Origin of the sequence: Burkholderia oklahomensis C6786, assembly GCF_000959365.1 — a bacterium.
GTDB lineage: Bacteria > Pseudomonadota > Gammaproteobacteria > Burkholderiales > Burkholderiaceae > Burkholderia > Burkholderia oklahomensis.
On the sequence record NZ_CP009555.1, the window covers coordinates 3,059,225 to 3,076,674 of the forward strand.

Genomic DNA, 17,450 nt, shown 5'->3' on the forward strand with positions numbered 1-17,450 from the left:
TCCTGTAATCGTATTCCGGGGGAAGGGCGCGCCGCGCCGCTCAGAGCTGCTTCATCAGCACGAGCGACTTGCGCTGCCAGTTATAGAGTTTGCGGCGGTCTTCGGGCAGATCGTCGACGGTCACCTTCACGAAGCCGCGCTTCAGGAACCAGTGCTCGGTGCGGGTCGTCAGCACGAAGATCCGCGTCAAGCCGCGCGCGCGGGCGCGCTGCTCGATCCGCTTCAGGAGCCGCTCGCCGTCGCCCGAGCCTTGCGCCTCGGGCGCGACCGTCAGGCACGCCATCTCGCCGATCTTCTCCGTCGAGTACGGATAGAGCGCCGCGCAGCCGAACAGCACGCCGTCGTGCTCGATGACCGAGAAGTGATCGATGTCGCGCTCGATCTGGTGGCGGCCGCGCCGCACGAGCGTGCCGTCCGATTCGAGCGGCTCGATGAGGGTCAGGATGCCGCCGACGTCGTCCGGCGTCGCCTCGCGCAGGCTCTCGAGGTTCTCGTACGAGATCATCGTGCCGACGCCGTCGTGCAGGAACAGCTCGAGCAGCACGCTGCCGTCGAGCGACTGCGGAATCAGGTGCGCACGCGCGACGCCGCCGCGGCACGCGCGGATCGCGTGCTTCAGGTAGAACGCGTCGTCGCCTTGCAGGTCGCCCGAGTCGAGCAGCTCGGCCGCCGCGTCGAGCGACATCTCGCGCACGAGCTCGCCCGTTTCGTCGACGACGCCGGGCGTTTCGGTCAGGAAGATGATCTTGTCCGCGCGCAGCGCGATCGCGGCGGCCGACGCGACGTCTTCCATCGACAGGTTGAACGCCTCGCCCGTCGGCGAGAAGCCGAGCGGCGACAGCAGCACGAGCTTGCGGCTCGCGAGCGAGTGGCGGATCGACTCGGCGTCGATCTTGCGCACGACGCCCGTGTGCGCGAAGTCGACGCCGTCGAGAATCCCGACCGGCCGCGCGGTGACGAAGTTGCCCGACACGACGCTGATGTGCGCGTGCGCCATCGGCGTGTTCGGCAGGCCCTGGCTGATCGCCGCCTCGATGTCGAGCCGCACTTCGCCCGCCGCTTCCTTCGCCGATTCGAGCGCGCGCGCGTCGGTGATCCGCAGGCCGTGCGAGAACGCCGATTCGACGCCGTGCAGGTTCAGCTGCTCCTCGACCTGCGGCCGCGAGCCGTGCACGAGCACGATCTGGATGCCCATCGCCTGCAGGAGCGCGATGTCGGAGACGAGCGCGTTCAGCAGCCCGCGCTGCACGACCTCGCCGCCGAAGCCGACGACGAACGTGTTGTTGCGGAACCGGTGGATGTAGGGCGCGACGGAGCGCATCCAGTCGACGAACTGCGCGTGGAGGGCGGCTTCGTCGGCGGATTGCTGGGGCGCGACGCCCGGCTGGGCGGCGGGAAGGTCGGTTTGCGAATTCATGGGCGGGATTATAATGCGCCCCCATGTCGAATGTACCTAAAAGTCCCGCGCAAAAACGTGCGGGCACGCCGGGCGAGCCGCGGCCCGCGGGGGCGGGGGCGGGCCGGCCGCCGCGTCCGCCGCGGACGGCGCCCGCGCAGGAGCGCGCGCCGAGCGCCGAGCGCCGCGAATCCGTTCCCCAGGCCGCCCGGCCGCCGCGTGCGCGCGTCGCGCCGAATCCCGTTCCGCCGATCACGTTTCCCGAGAGCCTGCCCGTATCGGGCCGGCGCGACGAGATCGCGCGCGCGATTGCCGATCACCCGGTCGTGATCGTCTGCGGCGAGACGGGCTCGGGCAAGACGACCCAGCTCCCGAAGATCTGCCTCGCGCTCGGCCGCGGCGTCGGCGCGGGCGGCGCGGGCCTGATCGGCCACACGCAGCCGCGGCGGCTCGCGGCGTCGTCGACGGGGCGCCGCATCGCCGAGGAGCTCGGCACGCCGTTCGGCGAAGTGGTCGGCTACAAGGTGCGGTTCACCGACAACCTCGCGCCGGGCGCGTCCGTCAAGCTGATGACGGACGGCATCCTGCTCGCCGAGACGCAGACCGATCCGCTCCTCACGGCGTACGACACGCTGATCATCGACGAGGCGCATGAGCGCAGCCTCAACATCGACTTCCTGCTCGGCTATCTGAAGCAGATCCTGCCGAAGCGGCCGGACCTGAAGCTGATCGTCACGTCGGCGACGATCGACGCCGATCGCTTCGCGCGCCATTTCGGCAGCGACGAGCGGCCCGCGCCCGTGATCGAGGTGAGCGGGCGGCTGTATCCGGTCGAAGTCCGCTACCGGCCGATCGCCGACGACCGGCCGGCCGCCGTGCGGCACGCGGAGGGCGCGGCGTCCGGCCGCGACCGCGCGAAGACCGCGCGCGAGGCGGAGCGCGACCTGATGGACGGCATCGTCGACGCGGTCGACGAGCTGTGCCGCGAAGGCCCGGGCGACGTGCTCGTGTTCCTGGCCGGCGAGCGCGAGATCCGCGACGCGGCCGAGGCGCTGCGCAAGCACCATCCGCCGCACACCGAAATCCTGCCGCTGTTCGCGCGGCTGTCGGCGGCCGAGCAGGAGCGCGTGTTCAAGCCGTCGAACGCGCGCCGGATCGTGCTCGCGACGAACGTCGCCGAGACGTCGCTCACGGTGCCGGGCATCCGCTACGTCGTCGATACGGGCTTGGCGCGCGTGAAGCGCTATTCGTATCGGAACAAGGTCGAGCAGTTGCAGATCGAGTCGATCTCGCAGGCGGCCGCGAACCAGCGCGCGGGCCGCTGCGGCCGCGTCGCCGACGGCATCTGCATCCGTCTCTATGAAGAGAGCGACTTCGCCGCTCGCGTGCGCTTCACCGATCCGGAAATCCTGCGCTCGTCGCTCGCGTCGGTGATCCTGCGGATGAAGTCGCTGCATCTGTCGGCGATCGAGTCGTTTCCGTTCATCGAGCCGCCGCCCGGCCGCGCGATCGCGGACGGCTACCAGTTGCTGAACGAGCTCGGCGCGGTCGACGACGACAACGCGCTCACCCCGCTCGGCCGCGAGCTCGCGCGGCTGCCGCTCGATCCGCGCGTCGGCCGGATGATTCTCGCCGCGCGCGACCAGCAGGCATTGCGGGAAATGCTCGTGATCGCGAGCGCGCTGTCCGTGCAGGACCCGCGCGATCGCCCGCTCGACGCGCAGGAGCAGGCCGACCAGGCGCACCGGCGCTTCGCCGACGAGCGCTCCGAATTCCTCCAGTGGCTGAAGATCTGGGCGTGGTTCGAGGAGGCGGTCGCGCACAAGAAGTCGAACCGGCAGCTCGTCGACGCGTGCCGGCAGAACTTCCTGTCGCATCTGCGGCTGCGCGAATGGCGCGACGTCCACTCGCAGCTTCTGACCGTCGTGCGCGAGCACGGCTGGCGGCTCAACGAGGCCGATGCGACGTTCGAGCAGATCCACCTGTCGCTCTTGACGGGCCTTCTCGGCAACATCGGCTTCAAGGCCGACGACGAGCCGCACTACCTCGGCGCGCGCGGGATCAAGTTCCATCTGTGGCCGGGCTCCGCGCTCGTGAAGAAGGCGGGACGCTGGGTGATGGCGGCCGAGCTCGTCGAGACGAGCCGGCTGTACGCGCGTTGCATCGCGAAGATCGAGCCGGAATGGATCGAGCGGATCGGCGCGCACCTGCTGAAGAAGTCGCTGTCGGAGCCGCACTGGGAGAAGCGCCCCGCGCAGGTTTCCGCGTTCGAGCGCGCGACGCTGTACGGGCTCACCGTCTATCACCGGCGGCGCGTCGCGTTCGGCCGGCAGGATCCGGCGCGGGCGCGCGAGCTGTTCATCCGCGGCGCGCTCGTCGGCGGCGAGTTCGACACGAAGCTCGCGTTCTTCGCGCACAACCGCAAGCTGCTCGCCGACATCGAGCAGCTCGAGCACAAGTCGCGCCGGCAGGACGTGCTCGTCGACGACGAGCTGATCTACGCGTTCTACGATCAGACGGTTCCGGCGGGCATCCACACGGGCGTCGCGTTCGAGCGCTGGTATCGCGACGAGGTGAAGAAGAGCGGCCAGCCGGAAGACAAGCTGCGCCTGCTGTATCTGTCGCGCGACGACCTGATGCGCCACGAGGCGGCCGGCGTGACGACCGACCTGTTCCCGAAGCGCGCGACGATGGCGGGCGTCGAGATGGCGCTGTCCTATCACTTCGAGCCCGGCGCGCCGCGCGACGGCGTGACGCTCGCGGTGCCGCTCTTCGCGCTGAACCAGGTCGACGCGCGCCGCGCCGAGTGGCTCGTGCCGGGGATGCTGAAGGAGAAGGTGCAGCTGTTGCTGAAGTCGCTGCCGCAGAAGCTGCGCCGCCACTGCGTGCCGCTGCCCGAGTATGCGGCGGGCTTCGTCGAGCGCGTGGGCGCCGAGCGCTTCGGCGCGGGCGGCCTCGTCGAGGGGCTGATCGCCGACATCCGCGGAGAGACGCAGATCGCGACGAAGACGTCCGATTTCAAGCTCGAGACGCTGCCCGCGCACCTGTTCATGAACTTCAAGGTGATCGACGAGCACGGCCGGCAGCTCGCGATGGGGCGCAATCTCGCGCAACTGCGTGCGGAGCTGGGCGCGCAGGCGCAGCAGCACTTCCAGAAGATCGCCGCCGCCGCGACGCTGGCGCCGGCGGGCGAGGGCATGGGCATGGCCACGGCGGCGGCGGCGACGGCGACTGCCGGCGCACGGCCGGGCGCGCACGGCGGCGCGTCGCCGCGCGCCGCCGCGCAATCCGCGGCGCAAGCGGGCGCGGGGGCGGCCGAAGCCGGCGCGACCGCGCTCTACGAGAATCTGACGACCTGGAATTTCGGCAAGCTGCCCGAGCTGCTCGAGATCCGCCGGCGCGGCGAGACGCTGTTCGGCTATCCGGCGCTCGTCGATCGCGGCGCGCATTGCGACGTCGAAGTGTTCGATTCGCCCGAGGAAGCGGCGCGGATCCACCGCGCGGGCCTCAGGCGCCTGTTCGCGCTGCAGTTGAAGGAGCCGATCAAGTATCTGGAGAAGAACCTGCCGGGGCTGCGCGAGATGGCGATGCAGTACATGTCGGTCGGCACGCAGGACGAGTTGCGCGACCAGCTGATCGCGACGGCGCTCGACCGCGCATGCCTGCAGGACCCGCTGCCCGCCGACGACGCGAGCTTCCACGCGCGCCGCGACGAGGGCAGGAGCCGCCTCAACCTGCTCGCGCAGGAGATTGCGCGGCTCGTCGGGCAGATCCTCGCCGAATACGCGGGGCTCGCGAAGAAGCTCGCGCAGGCGAAACCGTTTCCGGCCGCGCACGCGGACATGCAGGGCCAGCTCGCGGCGCTCGTCGGCAAGCGCTTCGTCGTCGACACGCCTTACGCGCAGCTTGCGCACTTCCCGCGCTACCTGAAGGGGATCGCGCTGCGGATCGACAAGCTGAAGGCCGATCCCGCGCGCGACGCGCGCCAGTTCGCCGAGCTGCAGCCGCTCGCGCAGCACTATCAGCGGGCGGTCGCGCAGCGCGGCGGCGTCGCGGACGCGCGGCTCGCCGAGTTTCGCTGGCTCCTCGAAGAGCTGCGGATCTCGCTCTTCGCGCAGGAGCTGCGCACGCCGATGCCCGTGTCGGTCAAGCGGCTCTACAAAGTGTGGGAGTCGATGCAGCGCTGAACGCGGTTCAGAGTATGCGGGTTCACACTTGGGCGCGGGACGTCAACCGGAGGCGTTCTCGCGCGTTCTACAATCACGCCAGTCCCACGACGTGAGTCTTCATGCGCAATTTCCTTTCCCTCGGCCGCACGCTCGCGCTTGCCGCCGCCGTGGCGGCGCCCGTCGCCGCCTTCGCGAACAACGTGATCGTGCTGAATTCGGCCGAAGCGACGCTCTCGCTGATCGACGAGAACACCCGCCAGGTCGTCGGTCAGTATCCCACCGGCAAGGAGCCGCACCATCTGATGGCGACGCCCGACAATTCGTCGCTGATCGTCGCGAACTCGGTGTCCAACAGCCTGATGTTCCTCGATCCGAAGACGGGCAAGCCGCAGCGCACGCTCGAGGGGATCGACGATCCGTACCAGCTCGGCTTCTCGCCCGACCGCAAGTGGTTCGTCGCGGCGGGCCTGCGGCTCGACCGCGTCGACATCTACCGCTACGACGGCCGTGACCTGAAGCTCGCCAAGCGCGTGCCGCTCGAGGTGATGCCGAGCCATCTCGCGTTCACGAAGGACGGCAAGACGGTGCTCGTGTCGCTGCAGGTGTCGGGCGAGCTCGCCGCGATCGACCTCGCGACGCAGACGGTCAAGTGGAAGATGAAGGTCGGCAAGGTGCCGGCGGGCCTCTGGCTCACGCCCGGCGACAAGTACGTGCTGATCGGGATGACGGGCGCCGACTACGTCGCCGTCGTCGACTGGCGCAACCAGAAGATCGTGAAGACGATCCAGACCGGCAACGGCGCGCACAACTTCCGCTCGCTCGCGGACGGCACGCACGTCGCCGTGACGAACCGGGTCGCGAACACGATCAGCATCATCGACGAGAACGCGCTGACGAACGTCGGCGACATCACGGGCCTGCTGCCCGGCCCGGACGACATGGAGCTGTCCGCCGACAAGAAGACGCTGTGGGTGACGTTCCGCTTCGCGAAGAAGGTCGGCGTGATCGACCTGCCGAGCCGCAAGCTGATCCAGACGATTTCGGTCGGCCGTTCGCCGCACGGGATCTATTTCTACGATCGGGCGCCGTGGACGGCGCCGAACGGCGCCTGACGCGGCGGGAGAGCGGTTCATGCTGCACATGATCGTCGCCGCGCTCGACGGCTTCGTGTCCGATCTGCAGACCTGGCTGTACGTCGATGTCGTGCAGCCGGTGATGTTCAAGGTCGGCCTGATGGACTACGACGAGGATACGTACGACGCGCTCTACTGGGTGATCGTCGGCGCGCTGCAGGTCGTCGCGATGTACGTGCTGCTGCGCCCGCTCGAGGCGCTGCGTCCCGTCGAGCAATGGGCGAACCGCAAGGAGGCGCGCGTCGACGTGATCTACACGCTGATCGCGAAGCTCGGCATCTTCAACCTGTTCTTCTTCTTCGCGATGCAGCCGCTCTTCGACAACTTCCAGGCGTGGCTGCGCCTCTTCGGGATTTCCAACGTCAATCTCGACTACCTGTGGCCGGGCGTCACGTCGAAGCCGATCGTCGCGTTCGCGATCTATTTGATCGTGCTCGATTTCGCCGGCTACTGGTATCACCGCTGGCAGCACCGGATCGGCGTCTGGTGGGAGCTGCACGCCGTGCATCACAGCCAGCGCCAGATGTCGCTCTGGTGCGACGATCGCAACCATCTGCTCGACGACGTGATCCAGGCGTGCTTCTTCGCGGCGATCGCGCTCGTGATCGGCGTGTCGCCGTCGCAGTTCGTCGTGCTGACCGCGGTCACGAACTTCGTGCAGAGCATCCAGCATACGAACGCGCGGCTGTCGTTCGGCCGGCTCGGCGAGCGGCTCTTCGTCAGCCCGACGTTCCATCGTCGGCATCACGCGGTCGGCTACGGCCACGAGGGCACGAAGTACGGCTGCAACTTCGGCGTGCTGTTCCCGTGGTGGGACATGCTGTTCCGCACCGCGTCGTGGAGCCGTGCGCTGGAGCCGACCGGCATCCGCGAGCAGTACGACGGCGTGTCGTACGGCGACGGCTTCTGGGCGCAGCACGGGCTCGCGTTCATGCGGATCGCGCGGCGGCTCGCGCCGAAGAAGCCGCGCGGCGCGGCTTCGGCGTAAGCGGCGGGCGGCGGGCGCGGGCGGGCGGCGCGTCGTGACGGCTCGGTTGGGGCGGTGCGCGGCGGGGCGCATGTTTTGCGTGCCGTGTCGCGCGTTGCGCTGCGGACGAGGTTTTTCGATTGGCTCGTCGGCGGCGCGAAGTCGGTCGTTTCTCTCTCCCACGCTGCGCCGAGCGGCGATATGCGTTCGTTTCTTGACGGTTTCCGTCGGTGCATTCGCTTTTAGGCGTCGTCTGGCCGTTTTTTGCGCGCGGCGGCGTGCACGCAGCCGCGGTTGTCGTACGGATACGGAATGCCTGGGCGGATCGTTTTCCGCACCGGGTCGCGATGCGGCCGGCGTCGTTTGCCGGCTGCCAGCCGTCGCGTCGTCGATCGCGAGCCGCGGCGATTCCTGCCGCCGCCGTCACCGAGCGCCGCGGAGCGCGCGCGTTTCTCCGGTCCGCATCGCCTCGTCCCGCTACCGCCCCGTTTTGCCGCATGCGCGCCGCGTGGTTTATCCTTGCCGAGCTTCCCCCATCATTCTCGATCGATGATCCGTCCCGCATGAACGACCTGCTGCGCTCCTTCGGCCGGGCGCTCGCGAGTGCGCTGCACCCGCGGATGCTCTGGCTCACCTTCATGCCGTTTATCGTCGCCGCGGTGCTCTGGGGCGTCGTGCTCTGGTTCGCGTGGCAGCCGCTCGTCGACGCCGCGCGCGCGGCGCTCGACGGCTTCGCGCTGACGGCGCTCCTCTACAAGTTCTTCGCCGCGATCGGCGCGTCGCAGCTGCATGCGGTCGTCGCGCCGTTCGTCGTCGTGTCGCTCGCGATCCCGCTCATCGTGCTGACCGTGCTGCTGCTGATCGCGACGCTCTCGATGCCCGCCGTCGTGACCCAATTGTCGAAGCGCCAGTTCGCGTCGCTCGAGATGAAGCGGGGCGGCAGCTGGTTCGGCAGCGTGTTCAATTCGCTGTGGGCCGCGCTCGCGAGCATCGTGCTCCTGATCGTCACGGTGCCGCTGTGGCTGATTCCGCCGTTCTTCGCACTGCTGCCGCCCGTGATCTGGGGCTGGCTCACGTACCGCGTGATGACCTACGACGCGCTCGCGCTGCACGCGAGCGTCGACGAGCGCCGCGCGCTCGTGCGCAAGCATCGCTGGCCGCTCCTCGGCATCGGCGTCGCGAGCGGGCTGCTCGGCACGGTGCCGACCTTCATCTGGGTGTCGTCGATCTGGATGATGGTGCTGTTTCCGTTCGTCGCCGCCGCGATGATCTGGGTCTACGCATTCATCCTGGTGTTCTCGGCGCTGTGGTTCGGCTTCTATTGCCTGCGCGCGCTGCAGGACCAGCGCGCGGCGGCCGCGAGCGCGACATCCATCGAATCGACGAGGCAAGCATGACCATCGGCATCATCATCATCGGCGACGAGATTCTGTCCGGGCGCCGCCAAGACAAGCATCTCGCCAAGGTGATCGAGCTCCTCGGCGCGCGCGGGCTCGCGCTCGGCTGGGCCGAGTACGTCGGCGACGATCCCGCGCGGATCACGGCGACGCTCGAGCGCACGTTCGCGTCGGGCGACATCGTGTTCGTGACGGGCGGGATCGGCGCGACGCCCGATGACCACACGCGCCAGTGCGCGGCCGCGGCGCTCGGCGCGCCGCTCGAGCTGCATCCGGAGGCGAAGGCGCTGATCGAGGAGCGGATCCGCGAAACGCATGCTGATTCGACGAAGCCCGTCGATCTCGATTCGCCCGAGAACCGGCACCGCTTCAACATGGGCGTGTTCCCGCGCGGCGCGACGATCATCCCGAACGGCTACAACCGGATTCCGGGCTTCTCGTGCGGCGATCACCATTTCGTGCCGGGCTTTCCGGTGATGGCGTGGCCGATGATCGAATGGGTGCTCGACACGAAGTACGTGCACCTGCACCATGCGACGCCGCATGCCGAGCGTTCGCTGTATGTGTTCGAGCTGCCGGAATCGACGCTGACGCCGCTGATGGAGAAGATCGAGCGCGATTTCCCGGGCGTGCGGGTGTTCAGCCTGCCGAGCGTCGGCGACGCGGAGAAGGGCGGGATCTACGCGCGCCGGCACATCGATCTCGGCGTGAAGGGCGAGCCGGAAGCGGTCGCGGCCGCGTTCGTGAAGCTGCGCGAAGGCGTGCATCTGCTCGGCGGCGACATCGTCGAGCCGGCCATGCCGCAGCACGGCTGAGCCGGGCGGACGGTCGACGAGCCGGCGGCCGACAAGAAAGAGAAGCAGGCCGGCTGGCGGGATGCGGGCCGGACGCACGGCGTCGCCGACGGGCGTCGCGCCGTGCCGCACCGCGTTGGCGCACGCAGGCCGCGCCGGCGCCGCCCGTCATCGCCGTGTCATCGGCCGGCCCGACGATGGCGGGCGGCGATGCGTGTGACGCGTCATGCGCCGATCCAGGGCAGGCCGCGGTGGCACCAGCCGTCGACGGTCTTCCGGTGCCCTTGCGAGTCTTTCGCACCTTCGAATCCTTCGAGCAGATCGAACGCCTTCGTGAAGCCGGCCTGCGCAGCGGCGACCGCGGCGAGCTTCGAGCGCGCGGCGCTTCGGCACAGGAACAGGACCGGCTGATCGGGCTGCACGACCGTGCGCAGCTGGTCGATGAATTCCGCATTCGGCACGCCGCCCGGATAGCGGGTCCATTCGACGTGCGCGTATTGGCCGTCGCCGACGAGCGGGCGACCGACCCAATCGAGCTCCGCGCGGGTGCGCACGTCGACGAGGCGCGCGGTCCGATCGAGCTGCAGCAGTTCGAAGGCCTCGGCGGGCGAGAGCGCGCCCGCGTAGTTCAGGTTGCCTTGCGCGCGGCGCGTGTCGGCCTGCGCGTAAAGCTGTTCAAGCGTACTCATGGCGGGAGGTCTCCTGCGGATCAAAAAAACATTCTAGCGTGCCGGGCGCGCGGCGACGGCCGGCAATGTCGCCGATGTGCGATCGTCACCAAAAAGGTGCAGAATGCGCTGCAAGCACCAAAAGTGTGATTTTCGAGTGTGCCTAGCTTTGTTTTGCACAATGGAAGTGCGTCTTCGGCAGCGTCCGGGCGCACCGAAGCCCCGAAAGAGCGCGCCCCGGCCCTGACGGGGCGCGGTCTCGCGCGTTTCGCGCCGATCTGGCGCATGCATGGCATGGAAGCTGCTATATAGATCCCGTTCGAATCGGTTGTACGCGGCAAAGAACGCTGCGCTCAGCAGCTCGCTTAACGAGGCGGTCCCAGTCCGCCGGATTTGTTCAATCAGGAGAAGAGGTTATGAGTAAAACCGTCGCCGACGTCATGCAGCTCGTGAAGGACGAGGACGTCAAGTTTGTCGATTTCCGCTTCACGGACACGCGCGGCAAGGAACAGCACGTGTCGGTGCCGGTGTCGGCGTTTGACGAAGACAAGTTCGAAGGCGGTCACGCGTTCGATGGTTCGTCGATCGCGGGCTGGAAGGGCATCGAGGCGTCGGACATGCTGCTCGTGCCGGATCCGGACACCGCCTTCATCGATCCGTTCTATGAAGAGTCGACGCTCGTTCTGACCTGCGACGTCGTCGAGCCGGCGGACGGCAAGGGCTACGAGCGCGATCCGCGCTCGCTCGCGCGGCGCGCTGAAGCGTACCTGAAGAGCTCGGGTCTCGGCGACACCGCGTACTTTGGTCCGGAGCCGGAATTCTTCATTTTCGACTCGGTCCAGTGGAACACGGACATGTCGGGCTGCTTCGTGAAGATCGGCTCGGAAGAAGCGCCGTGGTCGTCGGCGAAGGAATTCGAGGGCGGCAACACGGGCCACCGTCCGGGCGTGAAGGGCGGCTACTTCCCGGTCGCGCCGGTCGATTCGTTCCAGGACATGCGCTCGGAAATGTGCCTGCTGCTCGAGCAGATCGGCATTCCGGTCGAAGTGCACCACCACGAAGTGGCGGGCCAGGGCCAGAACGAAATCGGCACGAAGTTCTCGACGCTGGTGCAGCGCGCCGACTGGACGCAGCAGCTGAAGTACATCGTCCTTAACGTCGCGCACACGTACGGCAAGACGGCGACGTTCATGCCGAAGCCCGTTGTCGGCGACAACGGCTCGGGCATGCACGTGCACCAGTCGATCTGGAAGGACGGCCAGAACCTGTTCGCGGGCAACGGCTACGCCGGCCTGTCCGAATTCGCGCTGTTCTACATCGGCGGCATCATCAAGCACGCGCGCGCGCTGAACGCGATCACGAACCCGACGACGAACTCGTACAAGCGTCTCGTGCCGCACTTCGAAGCGCCCGTGAAGCTCGCGTACTCGGCGCGCAACCGCTCGGCGTCGATCCGCATTCCGCACGTGTCGAACCCGAAGGGCCGCCGCATCGAAACGCGCTTCCCGGACCCGATGGCGAACCCGTACCTGTGCTTCTCGGCGCTGATGATGGCGGGTCTCGACGGCGTCCAGAACAAGATCCATCCGGGCGAGGCCGCGGACAAGAACCTGTACGACCTGCCGCCGGAAGAGGATGCAAAGATCCCGACCGTGTGCGCGGGCCTCGACCAGGCGCTCGAAGCACTCGACAAGGACCGCGAGTTCCTCACGCGCGGCGGCGTGTTCACGGACGCGATGATCGATGCGTACCTCGGTCTGAAGGAGCAGGAGCTCGCGAAGTTCCGCATGACGACGCATCCGGTCGAGTTCGAGATGTACTACTCGCTGTAAGCGGCGATGGCGCTTCGTCTCGTCGGCGGACGAAGCGCCGCGGCGCCGACCGGCCTTCGCGCGGCAGCTGTGCGCGCAGGCATCGGACCTTGGAAGGGGACGGCGTGACGCCGTCCCTTTTTTGTTCCGCCCGTCACGGCGGTTTTTGACACGGCATCCACGCAAGATGGTTCTGAAGAATCTGATCAAGGCCAGGGCCGGCCACCCGGAGCGCCTGTCGGACGACGACCGGCTCGTGCGCTCGGGGCTCCTCACGGGGCTGGAAGCGTTGCCGACGGTCGTGCTCGTGCTCGACCGGCGCACGCTCAGGATCGCGTTCGCCAATCCGTCGGCGGAGGCGATGCTCGACATCTCGCGCCGGCAGTTGTCGCAGATGCCGTGGGGCGAGATCTTCCCGAACGCGAGCGAGCTCGCGACGACGATCACCGCGATCGGCGAAGAGCGGTTTCATGCGACCCATCTCGACACCGTGCTCGACCGCCCGGGCCGCGAGCCGCTGCACGTGCACGCGATCGTCGGCTTTCTCGAAGGCGCGCCCGACTTCGTGCTCGTCGAGCTGTTCGAGAACGAGCGGCAGTCGCGCACCGACCGCGAGGAGCGGATCCACGACCTCACGGCCGTCAACAAGCAGTTGATCCGCAATCTCGCGCACGAGATCAAGAACCCGCTCGGCGGGATCCGCGGCGCCGCGCAGCTGCTCGAGTTCGAGCTCGGCGAGCGCGAGCGCGACGAATTGCGCGAGTACACGCAGGTGATCATCAAGGAATCGGACCGGCTGCAGACGCTTGTCGATCGTCTGCTCGAGCCGCATCGCCATCCGCACATCGTCGGCGACGTGAACATCCACGAAGTGTGCGAGCGGGTGCGCGCCGTGATGCTCGCGGAATTCCCGCGCGGCCTCACGATCGAGCGCGACTACGACGTGAGCGTGCCCGATCTGCGCGGCGACAAGGAGCAGCTGATCCAGGCGCTCCTGAACATCGTGCGCAACGCGGCGCAGGCGCTGCGCGAGCGGATCGCGCAGGGCGACGCGCGGATCGAGTTGCGCACGCGCATCGCGCGCAAGGTGACGATCGCGAAGCGCCTGTACAAGCTGGCACTGGACTTGCACGTGATCGACAACGGCCCCGGCATTCCCGACGACATTCGCGACCGGATCTTCTATCCGCTCGTGTCCGGCCGCGACGACGGCAGCGGGCTCGGGCTCACGCTCGCGCAGACGTTCATCCAGCAGCACGACGGGATGATCGAAGTCGACAGCCGGCCGGGCCGCACCGAATTTCAGATTTTGCTGCCGCTCGATCATTGAGCGGCGGCGCAGCGATTCTCCATACCTCTGACCGACCATGAAGCCGATCTGGATAGTAGACGACGACCAATCGATCCGCTGGGTGCTCGAGAAAGCGCTCGCGCGCGAGAGCTTCGCGACGAGGAGCTTCGCGAACGTGCGCGAAGCGCTCGCCGCGCTCGAACAGGAAACGCCGCAGGTGCTCGTATCCGACATCCGGATGCCGGGCGGCTCGGGACTCGAGCTGCTGCAGGCGATGCACGACCGGCTGCCGGGATTGCCCGTCATCATCATGACGGCGTTCTCGGATCTCGACAGCGCGGTCGCGGCGTTTCAGGGCGGCGCGTTCGAATACCTCGCGAAGCCGTTCGACGTCGACAAGGCGGTCGAATTGATCCGGCGGGCGGTCGAAGAGAGCCTGCGCGGCGGCGTGCCCGACGACGACAAGCTCGCCGAAGCGCCCGAGATGCTCGGCCAGGCGCCCGCGATGCAGGACATGTTCCGCGCGATCGGGCGGCTGTCGCATTCGGCCGCGACCGTGCTGATCACGGGCGAGTCGGGCACCGGCAAGGAGCTCGTCGCGCGCGCGCTGCATCGGCACAGCCCGCGTGCGAATGGGCCGTTCATCGCGCTCAACACGGCGGCGATCCCGAAGGACCTGCTGGAGTCCGAACTGTTCGGCCACGAGCGCGGCGCGTTCACGGGCGCGCAGACGACGCGCCAGGGCCGCTTCGAGCAGGCCGAGAACGGCACGCTGTTCCTCGACGAAATCGGCGACATGCCGTTCGATCTGCAGACGCGCCTGCTGCGCGTGCTGTCGGACGGGCAGTTCTATCGCGTCGGCGGCCACAGCCCGCTGCGCGCGAACGTGCGCGTGATCGCGGCGACGCACCAGAATCTCGAGGCGCGCGTGCGGCAGGGCCTGTTCCGCGAGGACTTGTATCACCGGCTGAACGTGATCCGGCTGCGGCTGCCGCCGCTGCGCGAACGCAGCGAGGACATTGCGCTCCTCACGCGCCACTTCCTGCAGAAGAGCGCGCGCGACCTGGGCGTCGAGCCGAAGCGCGTGTCGGACGAGGCACTCGCGTACCTGACGTCGCTGCCGTTTCCGGGCAACGTCCGGCAGCTCGAGAACCTCGCGAACTGGCTGACGGTGATGGCGCCCGCGCAGACGGTCGAGATCAAGGACCTGCCGCCCGATCTCGTCGCGACGCAGACGGCGTCGGGCGGCGTGGCGCCGGCGGACGCCGTGGTGATCGCAAACACGTCCGTCGCCGGCAACGGCGCGGGCGAGCCGCAGGCGGCCAGCGTGGCCGTCGCCGCGCCCGTCGTGGCGAGCGCGCCTGCGGCGGCGGGCATGACCGCCGGACATCCGCTGTGGGAGCACGGGCTGCGCACCGAGGTCGCGCGCTTGCTGCGCGAGAACTCGGCCGACGTGATGGATGCGCTCGCGCGCCGCTTCGAAGCCGCGGTGATCCGCGAGGCGCTCGACTTCACGCGCGGCCGCAAGGTCGAGGCGGCGGAACGGCTCGGCATCGGCCGCAACACGATCACGCGCAAGATCCAGGAGCTGCACCTCGAGTCGTGATCCGATGCGACGCGATGCGGGCCCGCATGCGGCGCCCGCATCGATCGACAAGAGAAAACGGGGCGCCTCGAGCGCCCCGTTTGCGTTGGATGGCGATGCGTTCGCCGATGCGGGCTCGATGATGCGGCGCTCGGCGCACGCGCCGCATCGTCGCGCGCGGCGCCGCCGAGCATCGACGCGCGCGACGATTGCCGTGCGCGAGCTCAGCCGATCTGCGCGACGACGGGCGTGTGATCGGACGGCTGCTCCCACGTGCGCGGCACGCGGTCGACCGTGCAGCTCGTGCAGGTGTCGGCGAGCGCGGGCGACAGCAGGATGTGGTCGATCCGGAGCCCGGCGTTGCGGCGGAACGCGAGCATCCGGTAATCCCACCACGTGAACGTCTTCTCCGGCTGATCGAAGCGGCGGAACGCGTCGACGAAGCCGAGCGCGAGAAGCTGCGCGAAGTGCGCGCGCTCCTGCGGCGACACGAGGTTCTGGCCTTCCCATTTCGCGGGATCGTGCACGTCGCGATCCTCGGGCGCGATGTTGTAGTCGCCCAGCAGCGCGAGCTTCGGGTAGCGCTGCATCTCGTCCTTCAACCACGCCTGCAGCGCGTCGAGCCATTGCATCTTGTAGACGAACTTGTCCGAGTCGGGCGCCTGGCCGTTCGGGAAATACGCGGACACGATCCGCACGCCGTCGATCGTCGCGGCGATCAGGCGCTGCTGCGCGTCTTCGAAGCCGGGGATGTTGCGCACGACGTTCGTCTCGCCGAACGGCAGGCTCGCGCGCGCGAGGATCGCGACGCCGTTGTAGGTCTTCTGGCCCGTGAACCAGCTGCGGTAGCCGGCCGCTTCGAGATCGGCGCGCGGGAATTTCTCGTCGGGGACCTTGAGCTCCTGCAGGCACAGCACGTCGACGTCGCTCTGCGCGAGCCAGTCGAGCACGTGTTGCTTGCGCACGTTCAGGGAGTTGACGTTCCAGGTGGCAATTCTCATGGGCGGATCGGCAGGATGCGTAAGGCCGTCATCTTACCGCGAGCCGCCCGCGGCGACCGGAAAGCGTGGTTGCGTATCGGAGGGAAGGGGCGGGCGGCCGGCGTCGCGGACGGCGGCCGCCTGTCGAGGCAGGGAAGGCGGGGCGATCAGGCGGGCGACGCCATGCGCGCGAGCGCGGCCGCGTTGCCGGCCATCGCGCTGTCGAATTCGGCGCGCTTTTCGTCGGGGACCATGAAGTAGTCCCAGCACACGTAGTCGCAGCCGAACTTCCAGTCTTCGCGCGTCTCGAACGGCGTGAGGAAGATGCTGTACAGCACGTATCCGTGATGCTGCGCGAAATCGAACAGCGTTTCGGCCGTGTTGCCGTATGCGCTGTACGACGGCCGTCCGTATTCGACCGACACGAGCGGACGGAATCGGTTCAGCGTGACCTGCGCGCCGTGCAGGCAGTCGATCTCGCCGCCTTCGATGTCGATCTTCATGAACGCGAGCGACTTGAGATCGGTGGTGTGCGCATCGAGCGTGCTGACGGTGACGTCGATCTGCGTGGGATTCGCGGCGTCGGGCAGATTGAATTGACGCTGGCGCAAGCCGCTTTCTTCCGGCGTGCCCTGCGCATACGTGAACGACGCCGTGCCCGGCTGATTGCTCAGTGCAAGATTGAGCAACTGGACGTTGGGCGTGTTCGCGAATTTCTGGCGCAGGATCTCGTAGGCGAACGGCAGCGGCTCGAAGCCGAGCGCGGTGCCGCTCGGCCCGATGCAGTCGACGAGAGGTCCGAGATGGCGACCGATATGCGCACCAATGTCGATGATCGTGTCGCCTTGCTTCACCCACTTCCGATAGTGGTATTCGAGCAGCGCTTCGAAGTCGAACCTGACGGCCCCGATATCGAGCAATTCGCGAATCTGTATCAGTTTGGCGCGGCTAGCAGAGTTCTCCACCTTGTCCTCGTCCCTATGGTCGTCAAAGATGTTTTTACTTGTCGCCGGGCGATCGTATCACAGGAGTTGTGGCGGTCGATATCGCCGGATTCGCGCATGTTGCATGCCCCTTTCATGGCTTTCGGCAGGCCGTCGCCGGGCGGGCGCGTTCGTTAGGGATGCGCATGGTTGGCGAGGTGAGCGTCTTTCTTTCGGGGGCTTCGGCGCGTGGCGGAGCGGGGCGACGGCCCGCGCGCGTTTTCTCTCGCGGGTGTTTTCTCGTTGTGCGAAAGAAGAACGAGGACCGGTGCGGGC

Annotated in this window: 12 protein-coding genes; 8 read left to right on the plus strand and 4 right to left on the minus strand. The window is 68.0% G+C overall.

From position 1 onward, the window contains the following. Positions 1-40: 40 nt before the first annotated feature. Positions 41-1,417 carry an amino-acid N-acetyltransferase gene (argA, locus tag BG90_RS13830; RefSeq protein ID WP_010111096.1) on the minus strand — a complete coding sequence of 459 codons (1,377 nt, stop codon included), beginning with the start codon at positions 1,415-1,417 and terminating at the stop codon, positions 41-43. A 23-nt stretch (positions 1,418-1,440) separates the two neighbouring features. Here argA and hrpA point away from each other — a divergent pair, with 23 nt between their 5' ends. The 5 genes from hrpA to BG90_RS13855 all read left to right on the plus strand — a co-directional run bounded on the left by hrpA (position 1,441) and on the right by BG90_RS13855 (position 9,877). Further along, the gene (gene hrpA, locus BG90_RS13835; protein WP_045568175.1) at positions 1,441-5,583 is read left to right on the plus strand and encodes an ATP-dependent RNA helicase HrpA; all 4,143 of its coding nucleotides are present in this window, start codon (positions 1,441-1,443) and stop codon (positions 5,581-5,583) included. A gap of 101 nt (positions 5,584-5,684) precedes the next feature. Continuing rightward, positions 5,685-6,677: a YVTN family beta-propeller repeat protein gene (locus BG90_RS13840; protein WP_010105088.1), complete on the plus strand. Its 993-nt coding sequence runs from the start codon at positions 5,685-5,687 to the stop codon at positions 6,675-6,677. A gap of 19 nt (positions 6,678-6,696) precedes the next feature. After that, positions 6,697-7,686: a sterol desaturase family protein gene (locus BG90_RS13845; protein ID WP_010105087.1), complete on the plus strand. Its 990-nt coding sequence runs from the start codon at positions 6,697-6,699 to the stop codon at positions 7,684-7,686. 542 nt (positions 7,687-8,228) lie between these two features. Continuing rightward, a complete protein-coding gene (locus BG90_RS13850) occupies positions 8,229-9,062 on the plus strand; it encodes an EI24 domain-containing protein (protein ID WP_010105086.1) in 834 nt (277 codons plus the stop codon). Continuing rightward, the gene (locus tag BG90_RS13855) at positions 9,059-9,877 is read left to right on the plus strand and encodes a competence/damage-inducible protein A (RefSeq protein WP_010116267.1); all 819 of its coding nucleotides are present in this window, start codon (positions 9,059-9,061) and stop codon (positions 9,875-9,877) included. The genes BG90_RS13850 and BG90_RS13855 overlap by 4 nt, the downstream gene beginning before the upstream one ends. A 203-nt stretch (positions 9,878-10,080) precedes the next feature. Here BG90_RS13855 and BG90_RS13860 read toward each other — a convergent pair whose 3' ends face one another. Then, complete coding sequence (locus BG90_RS13860; protein WP_010116266.1) at positions 10,081-10,545, minus strand: rhodanese-like domain-containing protein; 465 nt, start codon at positions 10,543-10,545, stop codon at positions 10,081-10,083. A gap of 395 nt (positions 10,546-10,940) precedes the next feature. Here BG90_RS13860 and glnA point away from each other — a divergent pair, with 395 nt between their 5' ends. The 3 genes from glnA to ntrC all read left to right on the plus strand — a co-directional run bounded on the left by glnA (position 10,941) and on the right by ntrC (position 15,232). Continuing rightward, positions 10,941-12,356 carry a type I glutamate--ammonia ligase gene (gene glnA / locus BG90_RS13865; protein WP_025989908.1) on the plus strand — a complete coding sequence of 472 codons (1,416 nt, stop codon included), beginning with the start codon at positions 10,941-10,943 and terminating at the stop codon, positions 12,354-12,356. A gap of 166 nt (positions 12,357-12,522) precedes the next feature. Continuing rightward, positions 12,523-13,665: a nitrogen regulation protein NR(II) gene (glnL, locus tag BG90_RS13870; protein ID WP_010105082.1), complete on the plus strand. Its 1,143-nt coding sequence runs from the start codon at positions 12,523-12,525 to the stop codon at positions 13,663-13,665. 37 nt (positions 13,666-13,702) lie between these two features. After that, positions 13,703-15,232 (plus strand): nitrogen regulation protein NR(I), encoded by a 1,530-nt coding sequence (gene ntrC / locus BG90_RS13875; RefSeq protein WP_010116263.1) that lies wholly within the window; start codon positions 13,703-13,705, stop codon positions 15,230-15,232. A 203-nt stretch (positions 15,233-15,435) separates the two neighbouring features. Here ntrC and xth read toward each other — a convergent pair whose 3' ends face one another. Together xth and BG90_RS13885 are read right to left on the minus strand one after the other, a co-directional pair. Then, positions 15,436-16,212: an exodeoxyribonuclease III gene (gene xth / locus BG90_RS13880; protein WP_010116251.1), complete on the minus strand. Its 777-nt coding sequence runs from the start codon at positions 16,210-16,212 to the stop codon at positions 15,436-15,438. Positions 16,213-16,358: 146 nt separating this feature from the next. Continuing rightward, a complete protein-coding gene (locus BG90_RS13885; RefSeq protein ID WP_232288886.1) occupies positions 16,359-17,156 on the minus strand; it encodes an FkbM family methyltransferase in 798 nt (265 codons plus the stop codon). Positions 17,157-17,450: the final 294 nt, after the last annotated feature.

Excerpts from the sequence above, each read along its gene's own strand:
- hrpA (WP_045568175.1), top strand. The coding sequence starts at position 1,441 with ATGTCGAATGTACCTAAAAGTCCCGCGCAAAAACGTGCGGGCACGCCG.
- xth (WP_010116251.1), bottom strand. The coding sequence starts at position 16,212 with ATGAGAATTGCCACCTGGAACGTCAACTCCCTGAACGTGCGCAAGCAA.
- BG90_RS13860 (WP_010116266.1), bottom strand. The coding sequence starts at position 10,545 with ATGAGTACGCTTGAACAGCTTTACGCGCAGGCCGACACGCGCCGCGCG.
- glnA (WP_025989908.1), top strand. The coding sequence starts at position 10,941 with ATGAGTAAAACCGTCGCCGACGTCATGCAGCTCGTGAAGGACGAGGAC.
- argA (WP_010111096.1), bottom strand. The coding sequence starts at position 1,417 with ATGAATTCGCAAACCGACCTTCCCGCCGCCCAGCCGGGCGTCGCGCCC.
- ntrC (WP_010116263.1), top strand. The coding sequence starts at position 13,703 with ATGAAGCCGATCTGGATAGTAGACGACGACCAATCGATCCGCTGGGTG.
- BG90_RS13850 (WP_010105086.1), top strand. The coding sequence starts at position 8,229 with ATGAACGACCTGCTGCGCTCCTTCGGCCGGGCGCTCGCGAGTGCGCTG.
- BG90_RS13845 (WP_010105087.1), top strand. The coding sequence starts at position 6,697 with ATGCTGCACATGATCGTCGCCGCGCTCGACGGCTTCGTGTCCGATCTG.
- BG90_RS13840 (WP_010105088.1), top strand. The coding sequence starts at position 5,685 with ATGCGCAATTTCCTTTCCCTCGGCCGCACGCTCGCGCTTGCCGCCGCC.
- glnL (WP_010105082.1), top strand. The coding sequence starts at position 12,523 with ATGGTTCTGAAGAATCTGATCAAGGCCAGGGCCGGCCACCCGGAGCGC.
- BG90_RS13855 (WP_010116267.1), top strand. The coding sequence starts at position 9,059 with ATGACCATCGGCATCATCATCATCGGCGACGAGATTCTGTCCGGGCGC.